This is a genomic window from Brevundimonas vesicularis (assembly GCF_014204545.1).
Lineage (GTDB): Bacteria > Pseudomonadota > Alphaproteobacteria > Caulobacterales > Caulobacteraceae > Brevundimonas > Brevundimonas vesicularis_B.
Map to the genome: position 1 here is coordinate 415,397 of NZ_JACHLJ010000003.1, position 11,625 is coordinate 427,021.

Genomic DNA, 11,625 nt, shown 5'->3' on the forward strand with positions numbered 1-11,625 from the left:
GGATCCCCGCTTTCGCGGGGATGAGCGGGGAGAATAGAGCCAAAGATCGCATGAGCCTCGCCCGAAACACCCTGGTGCAGTCGACCCTGACGCTGGGCAGTCGAATTCTCGGCTTCGTGCGCGACATGGCGCTGGCGGCGCGCTTCGGCCAGGGACCGATGATGGACGCCTTCACCACGGCGTTGATGCTGCCCAACATGTTCCGCCGTCTGTTCGCCGAGGGCGCCTTCGCCCAAGCCTTCGTGCCGGTCTATGGCGGGGTTCGGGCGCGCGAGGGCGAGGAAGCCGCCGCCGTCACGGCGTCCGAGGCGCTCAGCTTCATGCTGGCGGTCGTCGCCGGCTTCTGCATCCTGCTGCAGGTCGTGATGCCCTGGATCATGCCGTGGCTGCTGTCGGCCTATCAGGGCCAGCCTGAGGTGCTGCGCGCCGCCGTGATCGCGACCCAACTGGCCATGCCCTATCTGGCCTGTATGACCGTGGCCTCGCTTCTGTCGGGCGTACTGAACACGGGCGGTCGGTTCGCCCTGTCGGCGGCCGTGCCGGTGTTTCTGAACCTGTGCACCCTGGCCGCCCTGATGCCGCCGCTGATCCTGCCGATCCCGCAGGAGACGGTGCTGCTGATGGTGACGGCGGCGGTGACGGTGTCGGGCCTGATCCAGGCCAGTCTGCTGTGGTGGGGCGTGCGGCGTCTGGGCGTGCGGCTCAAGATTGGCCTGCCGCGCATCACGCCGAATGTGCGTCACACCCTGGCGCTCGCCGTGCCGGGCGCCCTGGCGGGCGGGGCGCTGCAGATCAACTCTCTGGTGTCGCAGTTCCTGACCGGCTCGGACGAGGGCGCGCGCTCGGTGCTGTATAACGCCGACCGGCTGTATCAACTGCCGCTGGGCCTGGTGGGGGTCGCCATCGGCCTGGCCTTGGTGCCGCGCCTGACCAAGGCGTTCGTCGACGGGGATCACGAGGGCGGGCAGAAGACGCTGGACGACGGCATCAATCTGGCGATGGCCTTCACCCTGCCGGCGGCCGTGGCCCTGTTCGTCATTCCCTTCTTCATCATCGACGCGACCGTAACGCGCGGCGCCTTCACCTCGGCCGACGCCGCCCGCACCGCCGATGTTTTGCGTCAGTTCGCCTGGGGCGTGCCGGCCTTCGTCCTGGCCAAGGTTCTGACCCCGCCCTTCTTCGCGCGCCAGGACACGCGCCGTCCGATGATCTTCGCCGTGGCCAGCGTGGTCATAACCGTCATCCTGGGCTCGGCCCTGTTCTTCTGGTTCCGCCGTCAAGGTTGGGACGGGGTGCTGGGCCTGGCCATCGCCACCAGCACCTCGGCCTGGGTGAATGTCGCCCTTTTGGCCGGGGTCCTGATCCGCGAGAACAGCTGGCGGCCGTCGCCGGCCTTTTTGTCGCGCATCGCCCGCGTGATCGCCGCCAGCGCCATGATGGCCGCTCTGCTGTTCGCCGCCGACGTCTTCTATCCGCAGCTGGCTCGCCTGTTCCTGGCCAAGGAGATCGCCGTCCTGGTGGTCTGCGGCGCCGGGGCCGGGCTTTACGGCTTCTGCCTGCTGGCGTTCCGGGCCGTCACCATCTCGGAACTGAAGGCCACGCTGAAGCGCGAGCCCGGCGGCGGCGCGGTATCCGGTCTGGACTGACAGGCGGCGAACCGATAAGCGCGAGGCCATGACGACCTCGGGCCTGATCCATGACCTGCGATGGCGCGGCTGAACCGCCGCCTGCCTCGCCACGCCTGCCTTTCGACCTTCCGAGACCCGATCCCATGACCGACCAGACCCCCGCCGTTGCGACCTATGACGGCCCGCGCCGCATCCTGTCCGGCATCCAGGCCTCAGGCGCGCTGCACCTGGGCAACTACCTCGGCGCCCTCAAGCGGTTCGTGGAACTGCAGGACCAGGGCGCGCCGGTCTATGTCTTCGTCGCCGACATGCACGCCATCACCGTGTGGCAGGATCCGGCCAAACTGACGGCCCAGACGCGCGAGATCGCCGCCGCCTATCTCGCCTCGGGCCTGGATCCGGAAAAGGCGATCATCTTCCCGCAGTCGGCCGTGCGCGCCCATGCGGAACTGGCCTGGATCTTCAACTGCGTCGCCCGCCTCGGCTGGCTCGACCGGATGACCCAGTTCAAGGAGAAGTCGGGCAAGCACAAGGAACGCTCCTCGGTCGGTCTCTACACCTATCCCGTGCTCCAGGCGGCCGACATCCTGCTGTACAAGGCCACCGAAGTGCCGGTCGGCGAGGACCAGAAGCAGCATCTGGAGCTGACCCGCGACATCGCCGCCAAGTTCAACAACGACTTCGGCGTTCCCGGCTTCTTCCCCGTGCCTGAGCCGATCATCCAGGGGCCGGCGACCCGCGTCATGTCCCTGCGTGACGGAGCGGCCAAGATGTCCAAGTCGGACCCGTCCGACAACAGCCGCATCAACCTGACGGACGACGCCGACACGATCGCCTCCAAGATCAAGAAGGCCAAGACCGATCCCGAGCCATTGCCGGAAACCCTGGACGGCCTGAATGAACGGCCCGAGGCCAAGAATCTGGTCGCCATCTATGCGGCGCTGGCGGGCCTGACCCGCGAACAGGTGATCGCACAGTTCGGCGGCCAGGGCTTCGGCGCCTTCAAGCCGGCGCTAGCGGACCTGGCGGTGTCATCGCTGGCGCCCGTGACGGCCGAAATGCGCCACCTGATGGACGATCCGGCCGAGATCGACCGCGTGCTGAAGGCCGGCGCCGAGCGCGCCGCCGAGGTCGCCGATCCCGTGGTGGACGAGGTCAAGAAGATCGTCGGCTTCTGGAGGGCGTAATGGGCGTCTACGAGGCCAAGGTCGTCTGGAACCGGGGCGATCAGCCCTTTCTCGACAAGGGTTACAGCCGCGCCCATTCGTGGAGCTTCGACGGCGGGGCGGTGGTGCCGGGGTCGTCGGCGCCCTCCAGCGTGCCCGTGCCGATGTCCGATCCGGCCGGCGTCGATCCGGAAGAGGCGATGATCGCCTCTCTGTCCAGCTGCCACATGCTGTGGTTTCTGGCCTTCGCCGCCAACGCCGGCCTGGTGGTCGACACCTATGTCGACGAGGCGTCGGGCAAGATGGGCAAGGACGATGACGGCAATCGCTACCTCGCCGAGGTGACGCTGCGCCCCTTCACCAGCTTCACCGGCCGCGAGCCTGACCAGGCCGAGATCGACGCCCTGCATCACCAGGCCCACGACCATTGCGAAATGGCCCATTCGGTCCGCGCGACCATCACGGTCGAAGCGACGATCCGCTAGGCGGCGACCGCCGTCTCTTCCTCGACCAGGGACCTGAACAGGGCGTGGGCGGCGATCATGCCGTCCGAGGTCGCCAGGGTGATGTTGGAGGCGGCGCGCGCAAGATCGCCGGCGGCGAAGACGCCCGGCTGGGTCGTCTGCTGCATGGCGTCCACCTTGATCACCCGCCCCATCGGGGTATCGGTCATCTCGCAGCCCAGCCGCTCGGCGAAGGGGCTGGCGACGCTCACATTGGCGCCGACAAAGATGGCCTTCAGCTCGACGAACCGTCCATCGGTCAGCCGAGCGCCGCTCAGGCCCGGCGCCTCGCCCTCCAGCCGCGCGATTGGCGTGGCCTCGATGGTGACCCCGCGTCGATCCAGCAGATGGGCGTCCTCGGGCGACAGGCCGACATCCAGATCCATGAACAGGGTGACCTGGCCCCATTCGGCGACCGTGGCCGCATACTGGACCGCGTGATCGCCGCGCCCCAGCACGCCGATAGGGCCGCCGCCGATCTCATAGCCGTGGCACCAGGGACAGTGCAGGGCGGTGCGGCCCCAGCGTTCCTTCACCCCCGGGATGTCGGCCAGCACGTCCTCGACCCCGTGCGACAGCAGCAGCCGGCGACCGCGCGTGCGTGTGCCGTCAGCGAAGGCGACCGAGAAACCGCCATCGATCCGTTCGACCTCGACCGCCTCCGCCATGCGGAAGGCGGCGGTCGGATAGGCCGCGACCTGGGCCCGGGCCGACGCCGTGATCTCGGCGCCGGGCTTTCCGTCATTCGTCAGGACGCCATGGGCGCGAGCGGCGAACCGATTGCGCGGCCGGCCGTCGTCGATGACCAGAACGCGGCGGCGCGCGCGGACCAGCTGCATGGCGGCGGACAGGCCGGCGTAGGAGCCGCCGATGATCAGGGCGTCGTGCGGCATGACGTCAGGACTTTCGGTCGTGGGCATGGAGTAGGTCTCTCTTGGGATGTTCGGCCATGCGGCGCGAGAAATCCGCCGCCAGATCGGCCAGGGTGATGTCGTTCAGGCGCGCGATCAGCAGGGCGCGGGCCGCGGCGTAGGTTTCGGCCAGTGCATCATTGACCGCCGCCTCGACCAGGCAGCCGTCGGCCTCGACAGGCGGAGCGGCCGGAAACAAATCCGCCCCGCCGAGGGCAGTGCTCACCTGGCCCAGGGTGACCTGATCCAGCGGTCGCGACAGACGCCAGCCGCCGCCATGCCCCTTCTCCGACGCCACCAATCCCTGCTCGCGCAGACCGGCCATGGTTCGGCGCACCACCACCGGATTTGTCGAAAGGCAGACCGCTAGCTGATCCGAGGTCATGGGCGAGCCGGTTCGTGTCTCATGCTCGGCCATGTGCAGCAGAGCGTGGAGGATGTTGGACAGACGGGAATCCCTTTTCATGTAACCACAATTGTTACGTGATGCGTCGCCCGTCAAGACTGCGGGTCAGTTTTCTTTTTCACCCGTGTGGGACGGCGTCGGTCAGGAAGGCACCGAAACGGCACAGGGCCTCGACCGTCAGGGTAGGATCGTGGCGCATCGGGCCGTTGTTGGTCGGTTCGTCGAAAGCGTGAGTGCCCTCGGCGATCCAGCTTTCGACCTGGGAGCCGCAGTTTCGGATCATGGCGTTGACCTGCTCGGCGTTGCGCACGGTCGTCAGGTGGTCGCGCTTGCAGGTGACGGCCAGGACGCGCGGGCAATGCCGCCAGGGCTTCAGCCGGTTGAAGGCGAACGGGCCGATGTAGGGATAGGCCAGCCACACCGCCTTGACGCCGGACAGGCTGGCCTCGGCGGGATCGGTCACGCCAAAGGCGCCGGGCGTCGGCGCGCCGCTCATCATCTCCATGATCGACCAACCGCCGTGGCTCCAACCGGCCAGGGCCAGCTTCGTCGCCTCGACATCGGGGCGTGCCGAAATGCCCTGGATCGCCGCCAGGACGTCGCCCACCCGCTCATAACCCCGAAACGACAGGCCCGTGCAGACCGCCGTTAGAGTGAAGGCCCGACCCCAGCCGCGAGGGCCGTAGGAATCGACGATGAAGGCGCGCCAGCCCGCTGCCTTGGCGACCTCGGCATAGCGAGGCAGGTGATCACGCAGACCCCCGCAGCCGTGGAACAACAGCACCGCCGGCCGGGGCCGGTCGTCGTCGGGGCCCACGACGGTGATGTGGGGTTCGAGGCGGGCCCAGCGGCGCTTCAGGTCGTCCATTCCCGAGTTACGCCGCAGCTTGCCGTCGAAAGCCAGTCCAAAAATCAGGCGCTCAACCGGCGCAGCGCAGCGTCAGGTTCAGCCGGCCGCCGCCGGGGATCAGGCGCGACGATCCGGCCAGCACGCGGTCGACGCCGTGGCGGGCCAGGCGCGCGGGTCCGGTCAGGGCGCAGACGTCGCCGCTGTCCAGCCTCAGCGTCGTGGTGCGTCCGCCGTCCGCCGCGCCGATGCGGAACGTCGCCGTGTCTCCCAGGGATACCGACAGGACGGGCGCGCCGAGGTCGGCCTCGTCCTTGTCCTGGTGCAGGCCCATCTTCGCCGCATCGCGATACAGATTGACCAGACAGGCGTCCGGCGGCGTGGGCCAGCCGACCGTGGCGTCCCACAGGTCGAGCAGCACAGTCGGGATCGCGGGCCAGGGTCGCCCGGTCTCGGGATGGGTCGACTGATAGCGATAGCCGCTCCGGTCAGAGACCCAGCCCAGCGGCCCGAAGTTGCTCATCTGAACCGAAAAGGGCCGCCCGCCCGGCGTGGTCGGCTGATAGAGGGGCGCGTCATCCAGCCGGGCGAACACCTCGGCGACCAGATCAGCCTGCGCCGCGGCATCGAGCGCCCCCGGCCAGAACCGGAAGCCCTCGACGGCGGTCTTCACCTCAACGGGTGTAGGTGTATTCGCTGACCTCACAGACATTGATGCGCGACCGCGTCAGCTCCTGACCGTTGGTGAACTCGGCCTTGAAGTCATAGATGCAGGCGCCCGAGCCGTCATCGATGTTGATGCGCACATCCTGCCCGTTTTCCAGAACGTCCGAACCCAGGATGTCCTCTTCCCAGTCGTCGCTACGGGAATCCGACGCGTAGAATCGCAACATGGTCCAGCCGGTGCGGTTCTTGATGGTGACGTGCCGATCATAGCTGTCCTTCGACTGCACCATGGGCGTCGCAGCAGGCGGCGCGGCCGCCGCAGCGGAGCCGACAAGAACGGCTGCCGCGACGACGGCCTTGAGCGTGGTCTTGATCATTGTTTCCTCTCCCTTCCTCGATCGCGATCCCCAGAGCGCGATGGGAAATCTTATGCCTGACGATCGCTGTCTCCGCATCTTCGAATTTCCGCGTTCTTCGAAAGCTTTGAATCGCATAACGCCCTTGCGGGCGGGGGGGATTTTCCCATATCGGGGCCAGCTTCGGAGAAACCCCGCGAAACTTGGGGCTATCCAGCCTGATCCACGCCAACCCAACCGGGGGCGGTCACGCGCGGCGCTTCGTCGAAGGCCGCCGCATCGCCCGCCGAACCAGAGAGACTGAAGAACACATGGCCAAGATTATCGGCATCGACCTGGGCACCACCAACTCGTGCGTCGCCGTCATGGACGGCAAGACGCCGAAGGTGATCGAAAACGCCGAGGGCAACCGCACGACCCCGTCGGTCGTGGCGATCCAGGACGGCGCGGAAGTGCTGGTGGGCCAACCCGCCAAGCGCCAGGCCGTCACCAACCCGTCCAACACCTTCTTCGCGATCAAGCGCCTGATCGGCCGCAACTTCGATGATCCCGTCGTCGCCAAGGACAAGGGCATGGTGCCCTATGAGATCGTCAAGGGCCCGAACGGCGACGCCTGGGTGCGCGCCTTCGGCAAGGACTATTCCCCGCAGCAGATTTCGGCCTTCACCCTGACCAAGATGAAGGAAGCGGCCGAGGCCTATCTGGGCGACAAGGTCACCCAGGCCGTGATCACCGTGCCGGCCTACTTCAACGACAGCCAGCGTCAGGCCACCAAGGACGCCGGCAAGATCGCCGGCCTGGAAGTGCTGCGCATCATCAACGAGCCGACCGCGGCGGCCCTGGCCTATGGTCTGGAAAAGAACGACGGCCAGAAGATCGCCGTCTATGACCTGGGCGGTGGCACCTTCGACGTCTCGATCCTGGAGATTGGCGACGGCGTGTTCGAGGTGAAGTCGACCAACGGCGACACCTTCCTGGGCGGCGAGGACTTCGACCTGCGGCTGGTCGACTACCTGGCCGACGAGTTCAAGAAGGAGCAGTCGGTCGACCTGCGCCAGGACAAGCTGGCCCTGCAGCGCCTGAAGGAAGAGGCCGAAAAGGCCAAGAAGGAGCTGTCGACAACGACCCAATACGAGGTCAACCTGCCGTTCATCACCATGAACGCCTCGGGTCCGCTGCACCTGAACATCAAGCTGACGCGCGCCAAGCTGGAAAGCCTGGTCGAGGATCTGGTCCAACGCACGATCGAGCCGTGCAAGAAGGCTCTGGCGGACGCCGGCCTGAAGGCCTCGGACATCGACGAAGTGGTTCTGGTCGGCGGCATGACCCGCATGCCCAAGGTCGTGGAAGCCGTGAAGGCCTTCTTCGGCAAGGAACCGCACAAGGGCGTGAACCCTGACGAAGTCGTGGCTCTGGGCGCCGCCGTTCAGGCCGGCGTTCTGCAAGGCGACGTCAAGGACGTGCTGCTGCTGGACGTGACGCCGCTTACCCTGGGCATCGAAACCCTGGGCGGCGTGTTCACGCCCCTGATCGAGCGCAACACGACGATCCCGACCAAGAAGAGCCAGACCTTCTCGACCGCCGACGACAACCAGTCGGCCGTGACGATCCGGGTCTTCCAAGGCGAGCGTCCGATGGCGTCGGACAACAAGATGCTGGGCCAGTTCGACCTGATGGGCATTCCGCCCGCACCGCGCGGCATGCCGCAGATCGAGGTCGCCTTCGACATCGACGCCAACGGCATCGTCAACGTCTCGGCCAAGGACAAGGCGACCAACAAGGAGCAGTCGATCCGCATCCAGGCGAACGGCGGCCTGTCGGACGCCGACATCGACAAGATGGTCAAGGAAGCCGAGGCCAACGCCGCCACCGACAAGGCCAAGAAGGATCTGGTCGAGGCGCAGAACGCCGCCGACAGCCTGATCCACTCGACCGAGAAGGCCCTGGCCGAACACGGCGACAAGGTCGGCGCGGACGAAAAAACGGCTATCGAGACCGGCCTGGCCGAGCTGAAGACCGCGCGCGAAGGCACCGACCCGGAAGACATCCGCGCCAAGACCAACACCTTGGTCCAGGCCTCGATGAAGCTGGGTGAAGCCATGTACGCCCAGCAGCAGGGCGACGCCGCCGCCGAAGGCCAGCCGGCTGACGACGGCGTGGTCGACGCCGAGTTCGAGGAAGTGTCTGACACTGACGGCGACGACAAGAAGAGCGCCTGATCCGTCACAGATCGCTGAAATGATATGGCCCCGCTTGTCTTGCGATAGGCGGGGCCTTTTCATGAAACTTGCATCATTGGTCCCGGACCCCATGTCAGCCGGGACATCGATTTCGACCAACGCTCGATAAGAGGCGAGGCGAAAGCGAACGGGGAAGTATGAGGACGAACGCCCGATGGCGCGTGATTATTACGAAGTTCTGGGTGTCGAACGCACGATCGACGCCCCCGGCCTGAAAGCCGCCTACCGCAAGCTGGCCATGATCCACCACCCGGACCGCAACGGCGGCTCGGAAGAGTCGATGGTCAAGTTCAAGGAGCTGTCCGAGGCCTATACGGTGCTGTCGGACGACAACAAGCGCGCGGCCTATGATCGTTACGGCCATGCGGGCGTGAACGGCGGTGGGGGCGGCAATCCCTTCGGCCAGGGCGGCCAGGGCTTCTCGGACATCAACGACATCTTCTCCCAGGTCTTTGGCGATGCGTTCGGCGACGCGTTCGGCGGACGCCAGGGCCGGGGCCAGCAGGGCGGACCGCGCCGGGGCTCGGACCTGCGCTACGATCTGGAGATCACCCTGGAGCAGGCCTACAAGGGCGAGGACGTCGAGATCGACATCCCCTCCACCATGACCTGCGACACCTGCGAGGGGTCCGGCGCCAAGCCGGGCACCAAGCCCGTCACCTGCACTACCTGCCAGGGCGCCGGTCGCGTGCGTCAGGCCAACGGCTTCTTCCAGGTCGAGCGCACCTGCCCCCGCTGCCACGGCCAGGGTCAGATGATCGCCGATCCCTGCACCACCTGCCACGGGCACGGCCAGGTGCGCAAAACCCGCACCCTGAACCTGAAGATCCCCGCCGGCGTGGACGACGGTTCGCGCATTCGTCTGTCGGGCGAGGGCGATGCGGGCCAGCGCGGCGGACCGCGCGGCGATCTGTACGTCTTCATCTCGGTAACGCCGCACGACCTGTTCGAGCGCGACAACCTGGACCTGCTGGTCACCGTGCCCGTGCCGATGACGGTGGCGGCCCTGGGCGGCGAGATCGACGCCCCTTGCCTGGTCTCAACGGCCTGCGACGGCAAGTGCAAGGCCTCGGTCGCCGTGCCGGCCGGCGCCCAGACCGGCAAGACCGTACGCATCAAGGGCAAGGGCATGCCCCATCTGAACGGCCGCAACCGGGGCGATCTGGTGGTCGAACTGTTCGTCGAGACGCCCACCGATCTGACCGCGCGCCAGCGTGAGTTGCTGGAAGAGCTTGCCCTGTCGTTCGGGGAGGGGCAGAACCCCAGGAATTCCAGCTTTGCCGGAAAGGCGAAGCGTTTCTGGGCCGACATCCTGGGCAGTCAGGACGCGGACGGGTCGAAAGAGAACGCGGTTTGAGCGCAATCTTCCACGCCGGCATTTCCGGCTATCGCGGCCGGATGGGGCGTGCGGTCTCTCAGGTTCTGGATGCCCGCGAAGACGTGGTGGTCGCCGCCCGCTTCGATTGGGGCGAAACCGCCGACCTGTCGCTGTGCGACGTGATCATCGACTTCTCGACCCCGGCCGCCTCGGTGGCCCTGGCCCAGGGCGCGGCCGAGCGCGGCGGCCCGGCCTTGGTGATCGGTTCGACCGGCTTCACGGACGAGCAGGAGGCCGAGCTGATGAAGGCCGCCGAGAAGGTCGCCATCGTCAAGAGCGGCAACTTTTCCCTGGGCGTGAACATCCTGATCGGCCTTGTCCAGCACGCGGCCCAACGTCTGGACGCCCAGGATTGGGACATCGAGATCACCGAGGCCCACCACCGCCGGAAAGTGGATTCACCGTCGGGCACGGCCCTGATGCTGGGCGAAGCCGCCGCCGAGGGTCGGTTCGCGGATCTGGATGACCTGCGCTCCAAACCCTATGACGGGGTCCAGGGCGAGCGCGAGAGCGGCAAGATCGGTTTCTCCTCTATCCGCGCCGGCGGCATCATCGGCGAGCACACGGTGCTGTTCGCATCGGAAGACGAGGTGCTGACCCTCAGTCATTCGGCGATCGATCGGTCGCTGTTCGCAAAGGGCGCTGTCGCCGCCGCCGCATGGGTGCGAACGCGAGGGCCCGGTCTCTATGACATGCAGGACGTGCTGGGCTTCCGGCAGGCATAAGCCTGAGGCGGTGCGCGCCGCTACGTTCACAACGCGGTCGCTCACGACTTGAGCGCTAAAAGAGACTAAGCCGCGTCTTCCTGAGTGGGCAGGCCGTAGGCCTCCCACAGCGACCGGTCCTTCAGCGCCTTGGCGAGGAAGGCGACGTGGGCGGCCTGTTCCTCACGCGTGGAGCGCGGCGCCAGGGGGCGGGGACGCTGGCCGTAGGCGGCGGTTTCGATGACGCCGCCGGGACCGCGACCGACCGGCGCGGACGACAGGTCCAGCACCCGCTCCTTGCCGCCACGAAGCTCCAGATAGACCTCAGCCAGCAGACGGGCGTCGATCAGGGCGCCGTGCAGCGTCCGCTCGACCAGCGACACCTTGTAGCGTTTGCACAGGGCGTCCAGCGAGTTGGGCATGCCCGGGAACCGCGTCTGGGCCAGTTTCAGCGTATCGATCCAGCGCGCCTCGCCGGTGATCGGCCGGCCGCACCGCGCATATTCGAAGTCGATGAAGTTGCGGTCGAAGGCAGCGTTGTGGGCGATCATCTGCGCATCGCCGATGAATTCGATCAGCTCGTCGGCGATCTCGGCGAACTTGGGCGCATCCTTGACCTTCTCGTCGGTGATGCCGTGAACCCGGATGGCGTCGGGCGGGATCAGCCGCTCGGGATTGACGAACCGATGGAAGGTCCGCCCCGTCGGCAGCAAATCCTGAATCTCGATACAGCCGACCTCGATCAGCCGGTCGCCCGTCTTGGGGTCGAAGCCGGTGGTTTCCGTATCCAGAACGATCTCGCGCGCCATCCGCCCTTAAT

12 protein-coding genes are annotated in these 11,625 nt (G+C 66.8%); 6 read left to right on the plus strand and 6 right to left on the minus strand.

From position 1 onward, the window contains the following. Positions 1-50: 50 nt before the first annotated feature. The 3 genes from murJ to HNP47_RS13790 all read left to right on the plus strand — a co-directional run bounded on the left by murJ (position 51) and on the right by HNP47_RS13790 (position 3,279). Positions 51-1,646 carry a murein biosynthesis integral membrane protein MurJ gene (gene murJ, locus HNP47_RS13780; RefSeq protein WP_184279968.1) on the plus strand — a complete coding sequence of 532 codons (1,596 nt, stop codon included), beginning with the start codon at positions 51-53 and terminating at the stop codon, positions 1,644-1,646. A 125-nt stretch (positions 1,647-1,771) separates the two neighbouring features. Then, the gene (gene trpS, locus HNP47_RS13785; protein ID WP_184279969.1) at positions 1,772-2,815 is read left to right on the plus strand and encodes a tryptophan--tRNA ligase; all 1,044 of its coding nucleotides are present in this window, start codon (positions 1,772-1,774) and stop codon (positions 2,813-2,815) included. After that, positions 2,815-3,279 (plus strand): OsmC family protein, encoded by a 465-nt coding sequence (locus HNP47_RS13790; protein WP_184279970.1) that lies wholly within the window; start codon positions 2,815-2,817, stop codon positions 3,277-3,279. The genes trpS and HNP47_RS13790 overlap by 1 nt, the downstream gene beginning before the upstream one ends. Here the strand turns inward: HNP47_RS13790 and HNP47_RS13795 are convergent. The 5 genes from HNP47_RS13795 to HNP47_RS13815 are packed head-to-tail and all read right to left on the minus strand — an operon-like array spanning position 3,276 to position 6,504. Beyond that, complete coding sequence (locus tag HNP47_RS13795; RefSeq protein ID WP_260394863.1) at positions 3,276-4,217, minus strand: NAD(P)/FAD-dependent oxidoreductase; 942 nt, start codon at positions 4,215-4,217, stop codon at positions 3,276-3,278. The two genes, HNP47_RS13790 and HNP47_RS13795, sit on opposite strands and share 4 nt — an antisense overlap. Next, positions 4,195-4,674, minus strand: coding sequence for an Rrf2 family transcriptional regulator (locus HNP47_RS13800; RefSeq protein ID WP_184279971.1), 480 nt, complete (start codon positions 4,672-4,674; stop codon positions 4,195-4,197). The genes HNP47_RS13795 and HNP47_RS13800 overlap by 23 nt, the downstream gene beginning before the upstream one ends. A 58-nt stretch (positions 4,675-4,732) precedes the next feature. Beyond that, positions 4,733-5,482 (minus strand): dienelactone hydrolase family protein, encoded by a 750-nt coding sequence (locus HNP47_RS13805; protein ID WP_184279972.1) that lies wholly within the window; start codon positions 5,480-5,482, stop codon positions 4,733-4,735. A 52-nt stretch (positions 5,483-5,534) separates the two neighbouring features. After that, positions 5,535-6,173: an alpha-ketoglutarate-dependent dioxygenase AlkB gene (locus HNP47_RS13810; RefSeq protein ID WP_184279973.1), complete on the minus strand. Its 639-nt coding sequence runs from the start codon at positions 6,171-6,173 to the stop codon at positions 5,535-5,537. Further along, positions 6,136-6,504 (minus strand): hypothetical protein, encoded by a 369-nt coding sequence (locus HNP47_RS13815; RefSeq protein WP_184279974.1) that lies wholly within the window; start codon positions 6,502-6,504, stop codon positions 6,136-6,138. The genes HNP47_RS13810 and HNP47_RS13815 overlap by 38 nt, the downstream gene beginning before the upstream one ends. Positions 6,505-6,761: 257 nt before the next feature. On the opposite strand from HNP47_RS13815, the gene dnaK reads away from it, so the two are divergent. The 3 genes from dnaK (at position 6,762) to dapB (ending at position 10,826) form a co-directional block, all read left to right on the plus strand. Further along, a complete protein-coding gene (gene dnaK / locus HNP47_RS13820) occupies positions 6,762-8,702 on the plus strand; it encodes a molecular chaperone DnaK (protein WP_255353582.1) in 1,941 nt (646 codons plus the stop codon). A gap of 175 nt (positions 8,703-8,877) precedes the next feature. Next, a complete protein-coding gene (gene dnaJ / locus HNP47_RS13825) occupies positions 8,878-10,080 on the plus strand; it encodes a molecular chaperone DnaJ (RefSeq protein WP_184279975.1) in 1,203 nt (400 codons plus the stop codon). Further along, positions 10,077-10,826, plus strand: a complete 750-nt coding sequence (dapB, locus tag HNP47_RS13830) for a 4-hydroxy-tetrahydrodipicolinate reductase (RefSeq protein WP_184279976.1) — start codon at positions 10,077-10,079, stop codon at positions 10,824-10,826. Before dnaJ ends, dapB begins: the two co-directional genes overlap by 4 nt. 65 nt (positions 10,827-10,891) lie before the next feature. On the opposite strand, the gene dnaQ is transcribed toward dapB, so the two are convergent. Continuing rightward, complete coding sequence (gene dnaQ / locus HNP47_RS13835) at positions 10,892-11,614, minus strand: DNA polymerase III subunit epsilon (RefSeq protein WP_184279977.1); 723 nt, start codon at positions 11,612-11,614, stop codon at positions 10,892-10,894. Positions 11,615-11,625: the final 11 nt, after the last annotated feature.

What these genes read in the sequence shown, in the direction of transcription:
- murJ (WP_184279968.1), top strand. Translation starts at nt 51, where the DNA reads ATGAGCCTCGCCCGAAACACCCTGGTGCAGTCGACCCTGACGCTGGGC.
- trpS (WP_184279969.1), top strand. Translation starts at nt 1,772, where the DNA reads ATGACCGACCAGACCCCCGCCGTTGCGACCTATGACGGCCCGCGCCGC.
- HNP47_RS13790 (WP_184279970.1), top strand. Translation starts at nt 2,815, where the DNA reads ATGGGCGTCTACGAGGCCAAGGTCGTCTGGAACCGGGGCGATCAGCCC.
- HNP47_RS13795 (WP_260394863.1), bottom strand. Translation starts at nt 4,217, where the DNA reads ATGCCCACGACCGAAAGTCCTGACGTCATGCCGCACGACGCCCTGATC.
- HNP47_RS13800 (WP_184279971.1), bottom strand. Translation starts at nt 4,674, where the DNA reads ATGAAAAGGGATTCCCGTCTGTCCAACATCCTCCACGCTCTGCTGCAC.
- HNP47_RS13805 (WP_184279972.1), bottom strand. Translation starts at nt 5,482, where the DNA reads ATGGACGACCTGAAGCGCCGCTGGGCCCGCCTCGAACCCCACATCACC.
- HNP47_RS13810 (WP_184279973.1), bottom strand. Translation starts at nt 6,173, where the DNA reads ATGTCTGTGAGGTCAGCGAATACACCTACACCCGTTGAGGTGAAGACC.
- HNP47_RS13815 (WP_184279974.1), bottom strand. Translation starts at nt 6,504, where the DNA reads ATGATCAAGACCACGCTCAAGGCCGTCGTCGCGGCAGCCGTTCTTGTC.
- dnaJ (WP_184279975.1), top strand. Translation starts at nt 8,878, where the DNA reads ATGGCGCGTGATTATTACGAAGTTCTGGGTGTCGAACGCACGATCGAC.
- dnaQ (WP_184279977.1), bottom strand. Translation starts at nt 11,614, where the DNA reads ATGGCGCGCGAGATCGTTCTGGATACGGAAACCACCGGCTTCGACCCC.